The organism is Burkholderia ubonensis, assembly GCF_001718695.1.
Lineage (GTDB): Bacteria > Pseudomonadota > Gammaproteobacteria > Burkholderiales > Burkholderiaceae > Burkholderia > Burkholderia ubonensis_B.
The window spans coordinates 1,187,603-1,204,496 of sequence record NZ_CP013420.1 but is presented as its reverse complement, the minus strand read 5'-3'; the positions used below and the strand labels follow the sequence as shown (position 1 = coordinate 1,204,496).

The following is a 16,894-nucleotide window of genomic DNA, read 5'->3' as shown; positions in this document are numbered from 1 at the left end:
AGATCCCGATCGCGCTTCACGGTGTTTCTTCTCTATTCGTTTTGAAATTCAATAACCTTGCCACCATGTCCGTTCTGCTTCACTGTTCCAGATCATAGCGCGGCGCTCGGGGCGGTCACCGGCTGACCAGCTTGCCAGTTTCTCGGTCATAGACCTTATCGAGTATTGTGCCGTTCAAGATACTTTGTACTGCTTCATCAATAATCGGTAAAGGGACTAGGAACCATTCGCGAGGTTTGACTGGTTTGCCGAAGCGATCGAGGATTTCCAGGTCGATCTGGGCGCTTGCGAAAATCTTGTGGATCAAGCTTTCTACTTTGGTTCGATCGACACCGGCGAGCTTGTAGGTGGTTACGACTTCCACTTTACCGAGCAGGTACGTCGCATCATTCTCGGCATCCGCGATTCTCGTTTCGACCTTGCCGCTCGTCACGCCAATCTTGTGAATGACCTGGCGGTACGGGGCGATGCGCGGATCGTTGGACAACGAGCGCAGCACGTAGATCGTACCGCTCTGCACGTCGTCGTCTTGCCATTCGCCGCTGAAAAGTGATCCCACCTCTTTCTTGCGCAGACGACGCGGTGCGTCGTCGCGGTAGAGCGCCTTCTGGAACGAACGCTGCAACAGATCGCTTTCGGTCTCGTTGTCGTAGATGACACGAAGCCGCGCATCCGGTCGGTCGGTGACGGACGTTTTGATTTCGTCGCCCATGTCAGCGATGTAGGCAATCTGCCCGTTCAGGATGTAGAAGTCACCTTGTTGAATGCTTTCTAGTTTGATTTCAGCATCGTGAGCAAACGGCAACGCTTCCCAGGTGCCGTCCTTCAGCCCCGCCTTGGCCTCGTCGAACAGAGGCTTGAACTTCTCGAAATCGACGCACGGCGTACGTTCGGCGGTTTGCTCGGCCGCCGCCTTTTCCGCAGCGGATCGGACGTGCCGGAGCACCGTAATGTCGTCGTCATCTTTTGCGTCGACCCCAAGTTCCGCGAGCAGATCATCGTCGCCAAGTTGGTTGAGATCTGCCTCGGTCTCGGTCGCCGACTGGGCAAGCAGACCTTGGGTGTCCCAGGGTGCCAGCAACGCCAGTGCGGCCGTGTTGCGACGTAGTTGATCCAGGCGAACAGCGTAAAGGCGCTCGAAAATGTCGAAACCTTCGCCGTGGCGAGGCGCGTAGCCGTGCTGCTCGACGAAGCGCTGGATTTCCTCGAAACCGGCGATGATGCGCTCCTCTTGGGCCGTACGACCACCAGTGACCTCAATTTCGACCGAGATGCCCAACTGTTCAAGCAGGTCGTCGTCGGACACATCGTTCGGTACCGGGCTTTTTTTACGCGTTGCCATTGCCTTCCTTCCTCTTCTCGGCCGCCTTGTAGCGGGCAAGAACCGCGATGCCCTCGGCCATGCGCTTCTCCCACGGATCGGCGGCGTTGATGTCCGGCAGACGATTGCGATCACGCTTGAACTCAACGGCCCGTTTCGCCAGTTCGCGCGCCTCTTCGATAGGGATGTTGATCTTGCGCGCCGCGATCACGGCTTGCACCTGCTTCAAGGTTTTCTCGTCCATCGCCTTCGCAAGAATCGCGTAGGCGGTGTCGAACGGGTTGATCCGGTCGATCAGGTCGATGTCCAGTTCCGTGACGCTCATCGCAAACTGCTTCACCCCTTCAATGAGGGCAAGGTTTGCTTTGGGCGTACCGTCGTCGACCCCACCGGTTGCTTCGTCGGTAATCAGCATTTTGACCTGCTTGGCCTTTTGCGTGAAAGCCAGCGCTGCGACCGCGTATTGGCGCACGGCCTCCTGATCGTCCTCTTCTAGGTGCGGATACTTCTCGCGCACGATCTTGCCCATCTGAAGGATCGTGAGTTCTTCAGGGATCGTGTTGTCGTGGTCGAACAACCCGCGCTCGAGCGTTTTGCTGTTCTGCACGAACGAGGCGAGCACTTCGTTGATGTCCTCGCGACAGATGCGCGCCGCTTCCTCGGACTTCGGTTCGACCAGACCCTTGACCTCGACGTGCACGCGCCCGTCGTCGTGGTTCACACCGACGTTGAGTTGACCATCTTTGTAACCCTCGCGGCCGTAGTCGAAACCAGGCTGCTCGCCGGCATTCTTGGGCGTGAACGCGAAGCGCGGCGCCAGGACTTGCTCCATGAGCAGGCTTGCGGCGATCGCTTTCAACGTGTCGTTGATCGCATCGGCCACCATGTCCTCGGACGCGTCCGGTTCAGCGATCAGATTCGTGAAGTGCGCGCTTTCCTTGCCCGGCGCGTCGCGGGTGGCGCGACCGATGATCTGAACGATCTCCGTCAGGCTGTTGCGATAGCCAATGGTCAGCGCGTGCTCGCACCAGATCCAGTCGAAGCCTTCCTTCGCCATGCCGAGCGCGATGATGATGTCGACGTGATCGCGATTGTTCTTCTGCTTCGGGTCTTTCAGCGCCGACAGAACAGCGGAGCGCCCATCCCCGTCATCCACCAGGTCGGCAACCTTGATCACGCGGCCCTCGGGCAACTCGACAAGATGAAAGCCGGTTTGGGGATCGGTACCTTTCCAGGTGCCGAGACCGTCCATGATCCCCTCAACCTCTTTGTGCTTTTGCTTCAGGCTTTCGCGCGAGTTGACGTTCGGGATGTGCACGATCGTCTTCAACGACGGATCAAGTACCCGCATGACCGCATCGAGGTACTGGCCGGTGTAGAAGTAGTAGCCGATGTCGAGTGATTTCAGATACTCGTAGCCGTTCAGCTGCTCGTAATAGGTGTACGTCACCGTATCGAAGCGCGCTTCGTCGTCCGGTGTCAGCACGGCTTCGGCATCGCCACGGAAGTAGGAGCCGGTCATCGCGACCATGTGCACCTTGTTCCGCTGAATCAACTCGGTCAACTGCCGGCCCAGGATGTTGTCCTGGTCGCTGCTAACGTGGTGGAACTCATCCACCGCGATCAAACGATGGTCGAACGCGGCTGGCCCAAGTTCTTGGTAGGCAAACCGGAACGTGGCGTGCGTGCAGACCAGTACTTTGTCGTCGCTGGCAAGGAACTCGCCGACGGCCTTAACCTTGGACGGAGCCACCTTTACGTCGTCCGCACCAGGCGCGTTGCACAAGTTCCACTGCGGTTTCACCACCCAATCGGTGAAGAAGCCGTACTGGGACAGTGGTTCGTCGGCAAAACTGCCACCGATCGAGCGCTCGGGCACCACGATCAGGGCTTGCTTGATGCCCTGGTTCGTCAACTTGTCGAGCGCGATGAACATCAACGCGCGCGACTTGCCGGAAGCCGGCGGCGACTTGATCAACAGGTATTGTTCGCCCCGTCTTGCGTAGGCGCGTTCCTGCATGGGACGCATACCCAATGCGTTCGATTTGCTGGACGCCCCCGTTCGATCCGTCTTGATCGAGACGGTTGGGATGGAATAACGCTTGGTCTCTTCGTTGCACATTACGCGGTTTTCCGTGCTCGAATGGTTTTCTTGGCCGGCTTCGCTTTCGCCGCTGTCATCTTCGTATATAGGTCGAACAGTTTTTCCAGTCGTTCGGTGTCGTTGCGGAACCTGCGCCCGATGTAAATGCGTTCGAGCACTTCGTCGTTGCGCTCGTGAGCGCGACGCAAATTCTCCGGCATGGCATCGGGATCGTAAAGGTCAGCGATCGTCGCCGGGAAGTGCGCTTCACGAGCAAGCAGGATGTCCTCGGCGCATCTTGTCAGGTCGGCTTTATTTTGCTCCGTGAGTGTCGGCACGGGGAACGTGTTCCAGCCGATTGTATTGGAATATCTAAAATCTGTTCGCATTCTTGAGCACACTGTCCCTATCCATACCCAATGTAACTTTGATGCGATCAGCGCGAGATTCCATAATGGAGCGTCGTAAAGTGCAAAAGCAAGATTGCTAATGATCGTGTTCGCGGACACAAAGGAAACCGGTAGATATTCTCTGGATTCGGATGAGACAGTTGCGACAACAATTGCAGTGTCCTTAGCAGTCCCGGCTATTTGCACGAATCGATATGGCTTTTTTGCAAACTGCCTTGTGGAATCGGCGTTAGATTGACTTCGACATTCGGCGACCAGCTTCAACCGATCTGCGATGAAGCGACTTTCGATCGCGCTGTCCTTTTCATCGTCTCGAATCCACAAACAATATCGCTGCTTACCCTTGATGAGTTCATCGGATCCCATGAAGAGTCTGAGATACGGTCGTACCGCCTCGTCTGTCATCAGATTGGTTGCGAGGTTGCGATCCAGAAGTAAGTGCCCGCCATCCCGAGGCATGTTGCCGAATGACATTGGGGATTGCTCTCCGATAGGAGAGCTTGCCTTTATCACGTAGGCCAGGCTATTGGGGACCAGGTACGGGCCGATTACGGAGCTATCCTTCACCAAGTCATCTTGATAGAGCCTTTTTGAACCCGTTGAATGTTTTCCAAGCCCGATTACGACGACGGTCACGCCAGCATTTTTGCTGGCCAGATTTGCCCACTTAAAAGACGTATGCGCAAATCTAATTTCAAAACCGCGATCAAAGGCGGCGGGCCATATTTCAATCGCCTGTTGTCCTTGGCAAATGCTGTTCGTTGCTACGAACGCGCCGACAGCATTTGGCACGCTATCTGCGTATTCAAAAAACTTCGCGAACCAGCCCGTTACATAGTCTGTGTTCTTCGCAAGATTCGGATGCTTGACCCAAGCCCTCGCCAGATCACCCTTCTGCTCATCCGTTTGCCATTTACTGCCTTTATATGGCGGATTGCCACAGATATACGTTTCGCCACCTTCGTTCTCGAAGTCGATTTCCGGCTGATCAAGTGGGGTCTCGAAGAGGTCATCCGAGACGACCTTTACGCCCGTTCCGGTGGGCGGGCAGAGCGCCAACCAATCGAGTCGAAGTGCGTTGCCATTCGTGATCCAGTTCTCGGATTCGAGCGGTAGGAAGTCCTGCACGGCCTGCATCTGGCCGCGATACAGCACGTCGCACTGATATTCGGCGATGATAAGCGCGAGACGTGCAATCTCGGCGGGGAAACTACGAAGCTCGATCCCACGAAAGTTGGTCAATGGGATGGCTGATCGTAGATCAGGCTCCTCACGGCGGCGATTGACTTCGGCCTCGATCTCGCGCATCTGCTTGTACGCGATGACCAGGAAGTTACCCGAACCGCACGCTGGATCGAACACGCGAATGCGTGCCATGCGCTTGCGCAGGTTCAGCAACTTCGCTTTGTTGTCGCTTGCGGCTTCCAGTTGCGCGCGGAGGTCGTCGAGGAACAGCGGGTTGAGCACTTTCAGGATGTTCGGCACGCTCGTGTAGTGCATACCGAGTGAGCCACGTTCCTCGTCGTCGGCGACCGCTTGGATCATCGAACCGAAGATGTCCGGATTGATTTCGTGCCAGTCCAGTTGGCCGGCGTGCAGCAAGTAGGTTCGGGCCATGCGCGTGAAGCGCGGTACGTTGTTGCTGCCGCCGAACAACCCGCCGTTCACGTACGGGAAGACGTCAGCCCACCCGGGGATTTTTGCCTTCACACGGGCACTGCTGTCCTTGGTCGGCACGTTCATCGCCTGGAAAATCGTGCTGATCACTTCATGGGTATTGCCCGACGCCGCATCGCTCATACGATCGACGGTCTTCGTGAACAGCCCTCGACCATCAAAAATCCCGGTGTCTTCGGCGAAGAAACAGAAGATGAGGCGCGCCATGAAGTGATTCATGTCCTGCCGACGTTCATCCGTCGCCCAATCTGAATTTTCCTTCAGAAGTTCTAGGTAGAGCTTATTTAGGCGGCCAGTTGCTCGAACGTCGACCGCACTATCCTTGATTTCCCTGATTGTCGAGATGCCGGCGAGGGGCAGGAAGAAGCCGAAGTGGCTGGCGAACTTTGCGTATTCACTGGCAATTGTCTCGCCACTGACCAGCTCTTCTGCTTCGAGGGTGTCGCCGTCCGTCGCCAGGATGAATTTAACCTTGCTCCTCGTTGTTTCGGGGCTCGCGCGTAGGGCGTTCAACGTCGCGTTGACCTGACCGGTCGCACAGGTCGCGAGGTGGATGTTGTTGCGTTGCAGGACCCCGCCAGGAACATCTGATTTGTTGGTGTCACCCTTGCGGAGGCGGGCGATCGTGGTGTCTTTGTTCCCGAAGGCGGCGAGGAAGGCGTACGGAAACTCTTCCGCGTCAAATGGTGCTTCGGCCAACTGGGAGACGGCGGCTTCGATTTCGACTGCGTTCATGTGTGCGGCAAATAGGGGTGTGCCCGAGATTATGCCAAGGCTTGGGGAAATCTTGGATAGAACCAGGGGTATGCTGCCCTATTTAAACTTATGAACCGTACTGATTGAGATGGTCGGCTACGAGTCAGGGCGTATCAGGTGCTCGCGGTGAGGAGCATTCGCATGCTATCAAACGGGTCGCAGCAGCCAGACAGTGCCTCGGGAACGGGGCGACGGCGGATTCGAGGCTGGGGACATGCGGAGTGATCAGCGCATGGATTAGAGCAAGAGGCCGGGGTCGTGTGCCCACCACGCTTGCGGGGCGAAGCGACCGCATTCCGGACAGCGGGACCGATAGACGAAGTTCATCGGTTCTTTGCCGAACGGTGACTCCCCGACTATCTTGATAGCTCGCGCTATTTCAATGCGTTTCCAAATCGAAAGGTGGTCCCCATGGGCGCTCCAACGGTAGAGGCGCTGTCGGCCGCAGCTCGCGCGGGAATCACGGTCATCAATCGCGATGGTAGTACTAGGCGAATACGTGGTGCCACGGCGTCGGTCGGAACATCGGTGGTCGATGTCTTTTTCGATCCAGAACTCGGCACGTACGTATGGACAGTCGACGGGATCGAGCGAGGCGTCGAGTGGGTGCGATGGTTTCTAGAGGCTGAGTAGCGCTTTTTGCCTTGCCGGAGCGCGCGAGTCTGGCGATGCACTAGGTCGCCGCCGTCTAGGTGGTTCGACGGTCTGTCGTTGCGGGTGATGATCGTTCGGTTTCGCTGCAAAAAGAGAAGGTTAGGATACGGCGGCGTGCCTTCCGGCACGCCCCATCCTTTATTGGATCGTCAGTTGCAGTTGCGCAGATCCTGTTGATCGAAGTCCGACAGCTTTGCCCAACCGATGACTTTGCCGGCGACGCTGTTCGGATTAGGCAGATCGTAGTTTGGCACGGTGACGAGCTTAACGAAGCCGCCGGGCGCTTCGGCCTTCACGGTGAAGGCCGCGAACGCGGTTAGTGCGCGTTTCTGGGCAGTGGCATTTGGCGCATCGAGGACATAGATCGGATGCTTGAAGACGAGGTTGCCATTGGCTCCGACCTTGGTTTTCGGATAAACACACTGACCGATGTTGTTCGCCGCGTATACGGGCAGCGAGAGCAGAAGAGCGATCGAAAGGGCGACAGCGGATTTTTTCATTCTAGGGCTCATTGAAGATGGGCGGCTCGTGTCACAAGGACGGACCGACCGGGTTGTGCGCACGTGATGAGCGCAGGAAAAGACAGCGGATTGAGGTCAGTGGAACGTGAAATTGAACGTGCCGTCGTCCGTGGTAATCGCAGCCTTCGAGACGCGTTCACACGACGACAGGATGTCGACGGTATCGCTCGTGCCTTTCGTGATGGTTCGCGGAAAGCGTTCCACCATGTTCAGCGGGCAATCCCCATCATTGATCTCGACACCGTTGACGGTCACGTTCTGATCGACGGCCGTGAGTCGCAGGCGTGGAATATCAGGAAAGGCAGGGTTGTTGGTCAGCTTGATCTTCAGGTGACTGTCCGAGCAGCCGGCCAGTGCGAGTACGGCGCACAGCGAGGCAATAAGCTTTTTCATGGGGCTTCCTTGGTTGACGATTGCGAAGTACGTGGATTGCGGGACGAGATCGGCCCACGGAATAAAAAGGGCCGACCGGCGAACCGGCCGACGAAATGGTTCTGGCGATCCGAGGGTGATGTTTGCCAGAACCAAAGGCACTAAATGGTGCGCAAGCATGCGGACAGGCGGCCATGACCACCGGTCAGCGACGCAGGAGCGGCAGGAACTGCTTGGCGACGAGCCCGTTTCCGTAATCGGACAGGTGATCGCCGTAGCTGTAGAGGTAATGCCCGTCCATCGTCATCGGGCAGACACCGCGCTTCGCGTCGCACAGCGCGGCCGCCGGGTCGTAGACGAGCAGTGCCGGATGGCGACGTTTCAGGTCGTCGACGAGCGCCGTGAACGGGGCCATGCGCGTCACGTGGTCGCGGTAGCCGATCGCGCAGCGTTGTGCTGCGCTCATGTCCGTCACGCCGAGAGCGTGTCGCACGAAGGGCCACGCGAGCGGGCGGCGGTCCATGCACTGTCGCGGATCGCGTAGACGCGGGTTGTCGAGCACCAGCGCCACGCGCCGGCCGGCGTGTTCGAGCGCCGTCACCACCTGGTCGACGCCATCGAGCGCGGCTCTGGGGCTGGCGCTGGATTGCCCGTCGACGGCGAACGTCTGCCCGATCACGTCGCGGTCGGTCATCACGAGCACGACGGTCTTGAGTTCGGGCGTGCCCAGCAACATGCGCAGCGCCTCGTCGTTGGCGGCGCGACACAGCGCCGGATCGTCACCGGCGTTCGACGACGTGCGCCAGACGCCCGCCATCGGTGCGCAGCTCGGGCGCGCAATCAGCGTCCAGCCTTCGCCGGGTGCCGATTCACGCACGAGGCCCCAATACAGCGCGTCGGCTTTGCTGTCGCCCCACACGGCGAAATGGGAGCGCACGCGCTTGTCGGTCGCGCAGAACGGAAACAATCGCTGGTCGTCAGGTGACACGCCGCACATGGCGTTGACGAACTCATGACCTGCGCCGAGCTTGGCAGTCGTCACGTCGGCATCCGGGCTGTAGCCCTTGCGAAAGCCCAGACCGCCGCGCACGTACGTCATGCCGCCGAGATAGGCGATGCCGAGCATTAATAGGCACGGCGCGGCGATCTTCCACACCCTTGCCGGACCGAAGCGCACGGGGCGCTCGACGATCATAGTCGTCAGCCATGCCAGCACGACGGCGGTAATCAGTAACGTGCCTCGCACGGCCGACGAGGGCGTCCGACCCGCCACGATGAACGCGAACGACAGCAGCGGCCAGTGCCACAGATACAGCGCGTAGCTGATCCTACCGAACCAGACCGATAGGGGATGCGCGAGCACGTACCGGTTGAACCAGCCATCTCGACCGGCGGCAACGAGCCCGACTGTGCCGGCGACGGGTAACAGCGCCCGCCAGCCGGGGAACGCCGCCTGGGAATTCACGAACGCGAACGACGAAAGACACAACAGGGCGCCGGCACCCGACAGCACATTGGCCCAGCCGCCAATAATCCGGACGTGCGCGGCACTGATCGCCAGCGCTGCGCCGGCCAGCAGTTCCCACATGCGCGTGATCGGCCAGTAGAAGGCGGCAGACGGATGGTGGCCGACAAGCGCGACGTTCATGACGAACGATGCCAGCCCGATGGCGGCACACACCCATCCGATGCGTCTGGCCTTGTAGGCTGCCCACAGCAGGAGCGGCCAGACGATGTAGAACTGTTCCTCGACGCCCAGCGACCACAGGTGCAGCAGCGGCTTGGCTTCTGCCGCCTGATCGAAATACCCGGCTTCAGTCCACGATGCCCAGTTGGACACAAACCCTGCGCCAGCGACGATGTGTTTGGCGAGCTCGCGATATTCGTCGCCGTACAGGCTGAACCAGCCCATCCCATAGGTCGCGAGCAGCACCACGATCAGTGCCGGGAAGATCCGACGAATCCGCCGTGCGTAGAAATGGCGGAAGGAGAATCGGTCTGTCCCTAGATCGGCGAGCAGGATGCCGGTGATCAAGTAGCCGGAAATGACGAAGAAGACGTCGACGCCGACGAAGCCGCCCGGTAGCACGGACGGAAATGCATGGAAGACGACAACAGCGAGCACCGCGAAGGCGCGCAGGCCGTCAATGTCCGGCCGATAGACGAACGTGCTGGCCGCCGCCGTGGCCGGTACTGAAAGGGTTTTGGTCATGGTTGTTCTTGTCAGGTGCCGCGTGTGGTTTGTAGTGTCTACTCGACAATGGGGGGCGTGACGATGCGCTCGGCCACGAGTGGCAGAGGACGATCCGGCATCCCGGCGATCAATTACCGGGGAATTGTAGAGTAAACACGACCAGTAACGTTGTGTATACTACGTCGTGAATCAGTCGACGGCGCGGCATCCTGCACGCCATGACTGTGAAGCGCTCAACCCCTTCTGCAACACGACCGGCCCCGATCTCGATTGCCCTGGGCAAACGGATCAAGGAGTGCCGGCATGCGGCCGAAAAGTCTCAGGAAACGCTTGCCTTCGAGGCGCTCGTTGACCGTACGTACATTTCTGCGATTGAACGGGGCATCGCGAACCCGTCCATCGAAACGCTCGCGAACATCTGCTATTCGCTGAACGTGACGCTGGCGGAACTGTTCGCGCCACTGAATGGGGTGTCACTGAAGCCGACCGGCGAGCGCCGCGCGAACGCGGCGACGCCGCCGGAGATCAAGCGTCAGCGGTTGCGTTGATCGAGACCGTTGCTACGGGCTTGTTGAGGGCCAGATCCGATGCATGACGGGCAACTGAAGGTCGCTTGCCGGCCATTTACAGACTTCCGCGTACGCTGTGACATGGACGTGGAAACGTCCGCTATCTCTCGGGTGGCGGTCTGTCGCACGCCAGAAATTACTAGGGCACCAGGGACGCAGCTATCGAGTCCGCCCCGCTGCACGCCTAAAGTAAGCATAGGTTCTGGGAGACAGGAAATGTGGACACCCCTTACAATCGCGGGCAACGGCCCTGACTCTCTGGGTGGAACTCGGAATGCTCAAGTGTATCGCCTTCTTTTCTCCACACTTCCATGTTGATATCGTCCCTGTTGCTACCGCCAAACGACTTTCCCGAACTTGGCCTTCAAGAAATACGAATGACTCGTCTCGGTCGTATGGTCGCGATAGCCGGACAGAATGGCGCGGGGAAATCACGATTGCTTCGTGCGCTAGAGGCCGTCGTTTCTCTACGTACCGCGGACAACCTAAAAAATCCCGAAGGGCATCGTTCTCAGGCCGAATTCTGGCAAGCTGCTATCACGAAAGACCCATATTCTGAAAATGTCGGGTTTTGGACGCAGCAACGCCGCAAAGAACGGCTGATCTACGCCGCCTGTACCGAACTCGTGGGAACACCCGAGGTGGAACCATTTCGAGCAGTCAGATTCGTGCCGAAAGTGTTGCAATTGGATGATCCTCGAAATGAGAAGCATGGTGAAATCGTCAAGCGCTCGCAGGATGCGACCGACGTTGGGCATAACACATTTCACTCCACCACGCTTTTCTACATTCAGCGCCTCCTCAATGAATATCACGACGTAACGCACTCGGATTTTGATGGATCAAGTGAGGAAAGAACTCGACTTCAGGATAGACATAGTTCCTTCCAAGAGATTGTGGTGCAGATGTTGGGGCAGCCAATTCGTCGGCAAGTGTCCACTGGTTATCCACTCATCTTTGGCATGGTGCTGGGAGATGCAAATCTTTCTGATGGGCAAAAAGTCCTGTTGCAGTTGTGTGTCGCCCTGCATGCCCAAAGTCAGAACCTTGAGCGCACCGTTCTGATCTTTGACGAGCCGGAGAACCATTTGCACCCGTCAGCAGTGGTCGATGTCGTCAAGGCAATATACAACAGCACAACTTCCACCCAGATCTGGGTGGCGACCCATTCCGTTCCACTGCTTGCATATATGTCTGGGGTTGATTCCAAATGCCTTTGGTATATGGATAAGGGAGCAATCGCACATGCCGGGAAGAATCCTGAGATCGTTCTGAAAAGCCTGCTAGGTGGTGAGGACGGGATCGCTGAACTCAGTGCGTTTGCCAGCCTTCCCGCGGAATTGGCTTCAGTTAAATTCGCAAGTGAAAGTCTTCTGCCGCCGCAAGTGATTGGTGACGGGGTGGGCGACCCTCAAGTGACACAGGTCCAACGACAGCTACAGTCGTTGAAAAGTGAGCAGCCGCTTTCGATTCTAGATTTTGGCGCTGGCAGAGGGCGGTTGTTGGATGGGCTGGCAGCGATGATTTCTGAAAAAAATCAATCGCCAGAAGACATCCTCGATTATTATGCTTTCGATGAATACACAGACAATCACAACCAATGCATTAATGTTATTGCTGAGTATTTTGAGGGGAAAAATCGTCTCTTCCACAAAGAAGATGATTTTTTCGCTGCAAAAGACAAGGGTTGCATCTCAGTCGTCGTGATGACTAATGTATTACATGAGATACCTCCAAGAATGTGGGCTGGCCTTTTTCGGAAGGATTCCCTTATTGAGGGATGTCTGGCCGAGGACGGTTATTTACTCATTGTTGAGGATCAGAGGATCCCAACAGGCGAAAAGGCACACGAGCACGGGTTTCTTGTGCTTGACACCGTACATTTAAAAACCATGTTCGGTGCAAACGAGCAAGATCTTCTTGAAAAACGCTTTCTCGTTGACGATGCACGCGGCGATGGAAGACTGAAAGCTCATCTAATCTCGAAAAAGCTCTTCGCTAATGTCTCAGCGGCTAGCGTGAGGGATGCAATCGAACAACTTCGAAGCACGTCGAAAAGGGAAATTCAGCGACTGAGACGTTGTGAACCGTCGTATCACAATGGTCAGCTCCACGGATTTTGGACTCAGCAGTTTGCGAATACGGCGCTGGTACTTGAAGAATAGTTCGCCGAAACCCTAAGCTCAGACTTTCCGCGTAGTTCCCGGCATCAACGACGCTTCGCTCAGAGCTCGCCCGATGGTCGTCCGTTTGACGCCGGAAACCGCCCTTGACCTTTGCGCGTTTTGGCGGACCGCTATGGGTCGACTTCGGAAATCCGATAGATTGTCGCGTGCCGGGGGGCACCGCGCGAACACGGCGCCCGTCCACGATCATGCAGCAGCGGTGGCGTCTTCAGTCACGATTTCGCCCATCGACACGGCGCCTTTCAGGCAGATGGCTCGTGCGGCGTAAGACGACCGGTAAATCACGCCTTCGTCGCCATGCCGGTCCAGTCTCGCATTGAAGCCTGCGAGTGCGGGCGCATCACCCGCCGGATCCAGCAGCAGGAGCGAATGCGGTTCGAAGGGTTGCCCGTTCTGGCGTCCTTCGATGCCCACGACGAGCGCCGCATGTGCGCTTACCGGATGCGGCTGGTTCCAGCCCACGATCACTGGGTTGCCGGCGGCGAGTTCCCTCTCGCTGAAACGCGGGATCGCTGGAGCGTTGCCGCTGCACAGCACAGGCCGCACGCCAATATTGAGTTCGGCGATGAAGCTTGCCAGCTCCGACAGCGTGAGCCCGTGCAGGTAATGCTGCCACGCGTGGTCCCACACGCTACGTTCTGCGCCTTCCTTGTGATACGGCAGCCACACCGGATCACCGATCCTGCCGAGCAGCGTGAGCGCCATCGCGACACAGTGCAGGGTACTGCCGCCGTCCCAGTGACCCTGACGGCTGAAGAGCTTCGCGCCGGTCGCGGCGACCGCAGGCGACTCGCCGGGATACAGCGCGGCATGGAATTTTTGGATCAGCATGTCAGTAGTCTCCCGGCAGGAGGAAGGTGGTCGCGGAGCGGTCCCACTCGGTAATGACCCATACAGTGTGGCTGTTGGGCAGCACGTAGCTCGACAGCAGACGCAGTCCTGCGTCGACCGACAGATCGTTCTGTTGGCGATCGGATTCGGACAGGTCGCCCCAATCGCCACGCATATGGCGGATCAGCAGGTCGATGATCGAGATGCGCGCGCCGGCGATGACCTCCAGCGCGGCGGGCGTGGCGAAGATCCGGCCGAGCTTGAAGCGCGGGCCGGCGTGAACGGTGGATGGCAGATTCACGAAATTCTCCAGGTATTGGACGAACACGAGCCTCCGGATAAGCCGGATACCGAGTTCGCTGAATGGATAAGGGGAAGACGAGACGCAGGACGCGTCCCGGACCTACCGGGCTTCGGACGCGAGGGCGTTCGGGTAGTGCTTCGCGAGAATCAGGTTCATTCTGTCGACCAGATCAGCGCGTTTGAACGTCAGGTGGCCGTTGCCGTTCTTGAACCAGCGCAGGTGGAAATAGCCGTGCTCGGCCTCTGCCTTCCGTTGACGCTGCGCCTCTGAAATGAGCGTCGACATGCCATGCCGATGATCCGGCTCCGGCTTGCCATCGAGCACGCTGAACACTCGCATCAGATCGTCCAGTTCGTTTGTCACGTGGTAGTTGGAGCTGCCTTGCGAGAGCAGATACCGGACGATGATGCGTTTGCCGAACTTGAAAGGCTGATTGGTCTTGTAGTCCCACGACAGCCGCTGGAAGCATTGCAGCACGCCGCGTTCGAACATGTCGCCGCGTGCTCCGTAGAGCTGCGCGAAGGTGGCTTCGATGTTGGCGACGGTCAGTTCGGGCACTTCGCCTTCGGCAATTTGGTGACTCCACTGGTCGCGAGCTTTCGCATCCATGAAGGTACGTAAGCCCGATTCCGACAGCAGGTAATCCCAGCCGCGTATGTCGACAATGCGGATCATCGCGGCTTCGGCCTCGTCGCGTTTCGCGTAGTCACCGGTCACGGTCGGCCGGCCGCGACAGCCGTAGCTTTCGTCAAGGACGAGCCGGGGGACGCCGAGATGCGCAGCTTTGGCAAGCCGCTGGGCTTCGCCGAGCAGGTCGAGTGCGGCGCGCACGCGCTCGACGACGGCGACGCGCTGGTTGGCGAGGTTCACGATGCTGATACTTGGAACGAGTGTGGTCGAGTCCATGGCGCATGACAGAAATGAAGTGGAATGAGGCGACAAGAAAAAGCCGGGCGCGAGGCCCGGCTTTATGCCGTTGAGGTGAGTTCTGCAAGCTGGCGGCGCAACTCTGCCGCGCGTGATTGCGAACAGCCAAAATGGCGGCGTATATCCGCTACCGTGGGACGGACGAGTCCGGCCGCGACATCTCGGAGTAGTCGAGAGAGATGGTCGTCAATGGGAGCCGTCACCGGTAACGCCGTGCTCGGCGCGTCGCGTGGCGCATGACCGCCGCTCGTCCGGTCGTGACTCGGCGTTACGGAATTGCGACTAACGGTCTCGGCGTCGTGACTCACTGTGACGGGCATGACTACCGGCTGAGTCATGTCGGTGGCGTTCGTGACTGGCACCTCGCCAGGTGGAGTCGCGGCTGGCGTTGCCGTGACTGCCGATGGCGAAATGTCAGTCACGTTGGGTAACGGCTTCGGTAACGGCAACCGAAGCGCGACGGTCCACAACAGACAGGCGACGCCTTCGAGCACAGCGGCGAATGCAAGCCCGGTCAGCAGATCGATCCTGGTCGCGGTCGTACTGAGTAACGCGGCGAGTCGCGACGTGACTGGATCGACGCGTAACGCGTCACGTTGTACCGTGACGCGATCCGCAGCGGCCTGCTGGCGCCGCACCTCATCGGCTTCGACGTTCAGCGCATCGAGTCGCGCACCGAGCGTCGTTCGGCGCGCGTCCAGCGTTGCGCAGTTGCCGACGCAGTAACGGGCGTTCGCCGTGGCAAGTTGCGCGGCGATGCGCGCGCGCTCCGCCATGACGACCGTCAGGCTACGCGACGGTACCGGCGCCGGTACTGTAACCGCCGCCGCGCGTTGCTCCCCGGCATGCTGCTGTGCCATTACGAAAAACTGCGCGTGACCGAAGCAAGCCGTCGCCAGACACGCGCCCCATAACACGCTACCTATACAACGCACGACGATCGGCGTGTCCCGGAGGAGTGCGGGTAACAGGTGCACGCTCGAGACGAGCACCAGACCAATCGCGACCCAGACGAGCCGCTCGGGGAGCAATCCGTCGCGCTGCCAGCCGGCGAGCACCGACAGGCAGAGCGCAGTGGAGGTCGCGCCGGTTGCCAGGGCGAGCGCCAAGCGACGCGAACTCATGCCGCTTTGCCGCCGAGCAGCACGGCCTTGCGTTCGAGCTTGTCTCGCAGTGTTGACTGAGGCGTACCGGCTGTTTCGTCGGCACCCCCATCGCCAGCACTCTGACGATTCGGCGTCGGCTCGGGATAGAACTCTTCCGCGACGGCCGCTCGTTCATCGGGACTATCCTCAAATGCACCGTTGGCGAAGCCGCGCCGCGCTGCCGCGTCGAGCGCAGCTTGATCGAATCCGGCCGCACGGCGGCGCGTGTCCAGTTCCTTTGCCTCGATCAACGCTTGTTCGAGCTTGTTTCCCGAACGTACACCGAGGTCGACGTAGTAGATGGCGGACCGAAAGCTTTGTGTAGTCGACTTCCCACGCAGCTTCAGTTCCAGCGGGAGGCAGGCGAGCAGGTTGCCGGACACCGCGCGGAAGTAGTGCAGACGGGCTGCGAGCGTCCGGATACTGTTGTAGGACGTGGTGCGCAGGATGAACGAGCCCATCTCGTCATCGTCCCCGACAATGACATTCAAGCGTCCATAGGGCTTGCAATTACCCTGACGGCCGAACGTGCAGCCATCCGGCGAGGGGCAGGGCAGTGCTTCGATGCCGGCGTCCGTTACACGCCGACACGTTTCGCCATTGCCGACACATACGGGCCGTCCGGTATCGCGGTCGAACAGGGAATATTCCGACCGGAGGTTCAGGTCCGGATCATTGAACAGCACGCGGACCGGAATTGCGCGCAGCTTGCCCGAGGTGGCCTTGCGCAATGTCTCGTTCAGCGGGTGCAGCATCCACTCGCCGCGCTGCTGTACCTGGGTCGTGAGCGTGAACTGATCGTCTTTCTCGGGGAGGCGTTTGCCGTTCTTCTCGACAATTTTTCCAATAGTAATGCGGCCGATGACGGGCGGCGTGATGGCGAGTCCTTTGAGCATGGTGGTCCTCAAAATAGAAATGGGGGGAAGAGAACTGCGAGCGGTGCG

At 58.8% G+C, this 16,894-nt stretch carries 13 protein-coding genes; 2 read left to right on the top strand and 11 right to left on the bottom strand.

The window, feature by feature from the left end:
* Positions 1 to 115: 115 nt before the first annotated feature.
* The 6 genes from WJ35_RS05380 to WJ35_RS05355 all read right to left on the bottom strand — a co-directional run bounded on the left by WJ35_RS05380 (position 116) and on the right by WJ35_RS05355 (position 10,006).
* Positions 116 to 1,342 (bottom strand): GIY-YIG nuclease family protein, encoded by a 1,227-nt coding sequence (locus WJ35_RS05380; protein ID WP_059474365.1) that lies wholly within the window; start codon positions 1,340 to 1,342, stop codon positions 116 to 118.
* Positions 1,329 to 3,443 (bottom strand): DEAD/DEAH box helicase, encoded by a 2,115-nt coding sequence (locus WJ35_RS05375; protein ID WP_059474366.1) that lies wholly within the window; start codon positions 3,441 to 3,443, stop codon positions 1,329 to 1,331. Before WJ35_RS05375 ends, WJ35_RS05380 begins: the two co-directional genes overlap by 14 nt.
* Positions 3,443 to 6,226, bottom strand: coding sequence for a class I SAM-dependent DNA methyltransferase (locus WJ35_RS05370; RefSeq protein WP_059474367.1), 2,784 nt, complete (start codon positions 6,224 to 6,226; stop codon positions 3,443 to 3,445). Before WJ35_RS05370 ends, WJ35_RS05375 begins: the two co-directional genes overlap by 1 nt.
* A gap of 824 nt (positions 6,227 to 7,050) precedes the next feature.
* Positions 7,051 to 7,401 (bottom strand): hypothetical protein, encoded by a 351-nt coding sequence (locus WJ35_RS05365; RefSeq protein WP_059474368.1) that lies wholly within the window; start codon positions 7,399 to 7,401, stop codon positions 7,051 to 7,053.
* Between the two features lie 96 nt (positions 7,402 to 7,497).
* A complete protein-coding gene (locus WJ35_RS05360; protein WP_059474369.1) occupies positions 7,498 to 7,815 on the bottom strand; it encodes a hypothetical protein in 318 nt (105 codons plus the stop codon).
* 184 nt (positions 7,816 to 7,999) lie between these two features.
* Entirely contained in the window at positions 8,000 to 10,006 is a 2,007-nt protein-coding gene (locus tag WJ35_RS05355) for an acyltransferase family protein (protein ID WP_069238857.1), read from the bottom strand.
* A 200-nt stretch (positions 10,007 to 10,206) separates the two neighbouring features.
* On the opposite strand from WJ35_RS05355, the gene WJ35_RS05350 reads away from it, so the two are divergent.
* Positions 10,207 to 10,536, top strand: coding sequence for a helix-turn-helix transcriptional regulator (locus WJ35_RS05350; protein WP_059462282.1), 330 nt, complete (start codon positions 10,207 to 10,209; stop codon positions 10,534 to 10,536).
* A gap of 398 nt (positions 10,537 to 10,934) precedes the next feature.
* Positions 10,935 to 12,722, top strand: coding sequence for an AAA family ATPase (locus tag WJ35_RS29590; RefSeq protein WP_196222089.1), 1,788 nt, complete (start codon positions 10,935 to 10,937; stop codon positions 12,720 to 12,722).
* A 207-nt stretch (positions 12,723 to 12,929) separates the two neighbouring features.
* Here WJ35_RS29590 and WJ35_RS05335 read toward each other — a convergent pair whose 3' ends face one another.
* The 5 genes from WJ35_RS05335 to WJ35_RS05315 all read right to left on the bottom strand — a co-directional run bounded on the left by WJ35_RS05335 (position 12,930) and on the right by WJ35_RS05315 (position 16,846).
* On the bottom strand, positions 12,930 to 13,574 hold the full coding sequence (locus WJ35_RS05335) for a hypothetical protein (protein ID WP_059559257.1): 645 nt from the start codon (positions 13,572 to 13,574) through the stop codon (positions 12,930 to 12,932).
* A gap of 1 nt (position 13,575) precedes the next feature.
* Positions 13,576 to 13,902, bottom strand: coding sequence for a hypothetical protein (locus tag WJ35_RS05330; protein WP_080484241.1), 327 nt, complete (start codon positions 13,900 to 13,902; stop codon positions 13,576 to 13,578).
* 75 nt (positions 13,903 to 13,977) lie between these two features.
* The gene (locus WJ35_RS05325) at positions 13,978 to 14,784 is read right to left on the bottom strand and encodes a DUF4942 domain-containing protein (protein WP_059474373.1); all 807 of its coding nucleotides are present in this window, start codon (positions 14,782 to 14,784) and stop codon (positions 13,978 to 13,980) included.
* 62 nt (positions 14,785 to 14,846) lie between these two features.
* Positions 14,847 to 15,929 carry a hypothetical protein gene (locus WJ35_RS05320; RefSeq protein ID WP_059559259.1) on the bottom strand — a complete coding sequence of 361 codons (1,083 nt, stop codon included), beginning with the start codon at positions 15,927 to 15,929 and terminating at the stop codon, positions 14,847 to 14,849.
* Complete coding sequence (locus tag WJ35_RS05315; RefSeq protein ID WP_059474375.1) at positions 15,926 to 16,846, bottom strand: hypothetical protein; 921 nt, start codon at positions 16,844 to 16,846, stop codon at positions 15,926 to 15,928. The genes WJ35_RS05320 and WJ35_RS05315 overlap by 4 nt, the downstream gene beginning before the upstream one ends.
* Positions 16,847 to 16,894: the final 48 nt, after the last annotated feature.

Excerpts from the sequence above, each read along its gene's own strand:
- WJ35_RS05365 (WP_059474368.1), bottom strand. The coding sequence starts at position 7,401 with ATGAAAAAATCCGCTGTCGCCCTTTCGATCGCTCTTCTGCTCTCGCTG.
- WJ35_RS05350 (WP_059462282.1), top strand. The coding sequence starts at position 10,207 with ATGACTGTGAAGCGCTCAACCCCTTCTGCAACACGACCGGCCCCGATC.
- WJ35_RS29590 (WP_196222089.1), top strand. The coding sequence starts at position 10,935 with ATGACTCGTCTCGGTCGTATGGTCGCGATAGCCGGACAGAATGGCGCG.
- WJ35_RS05320 (WP_059559259.1), bottom strand. The coding sequence starts at position 15,929 with ATGAGTTCGCGTCGCTTGGCGCTCGCCCTGGCAACCGGCGCGACCTCC.
- WJ35_RS05375 (WP_059474366.1), bottom strand. The coding sequence starts at position 3,443 with ATGTGCAACGAAGAGACCAAGCGTTATTCCATCCCAACCGTCTCGATC.
- WJ35_RS05370 (WP_059474367.1), bottom strand. The coding sequence starts at position 6,226 with ATGAACGCAGTCGAAATCGAAGCCGCCGTCTCCCAGTTGGCCGAAGCA.
- WJ35_RS05355 (WP_069238857.1), bottom strand. The coding sequence starts at position 10,006 with ATGACCAAAACCCTTTCAGTACCGGCCACGGCGGCGGCCAGCACGTTC.
- WJ35_RS05380 (WP_059474365.1), bottom strand. The coding sequence starts at position 1,342 with ATGGCAACGCGTAAAAAAAGCCCGGTACCGAACGATGTGTCCGACGAC.
- WJ35_RS05315 (WP_059474375.1), bottom strand. The coding sequence starts at position 16,846 with ATGCTCAAAGGACTCGCCATCACGCCGCCCGTCATCGGCCGCATTACT.
- WJ35_RS05325 (WP_059474373.1), bottom strand. The coding sequence starts at position 14,784 with ATGGACTCGACCACACTCGTTCCAAGTATCAGCATCGTGAACCTCGCC.
- WJ35_RS05335 (WP_059559257.1), bottom strand. The coding sequence starts at position 13,574 with ATGCTGATCCAAAAATTCCATGCCGCGCTGTATCCCGGCGAGTCGCCT.
- WJ35_RS05360 (WP_059474369.1), bottom strand. The coding sequence starts at position 7,815 with ATGAAAAAGCTTATTGCCTCGCTGTGCGCCGTACTCGCACTGGCCGGC.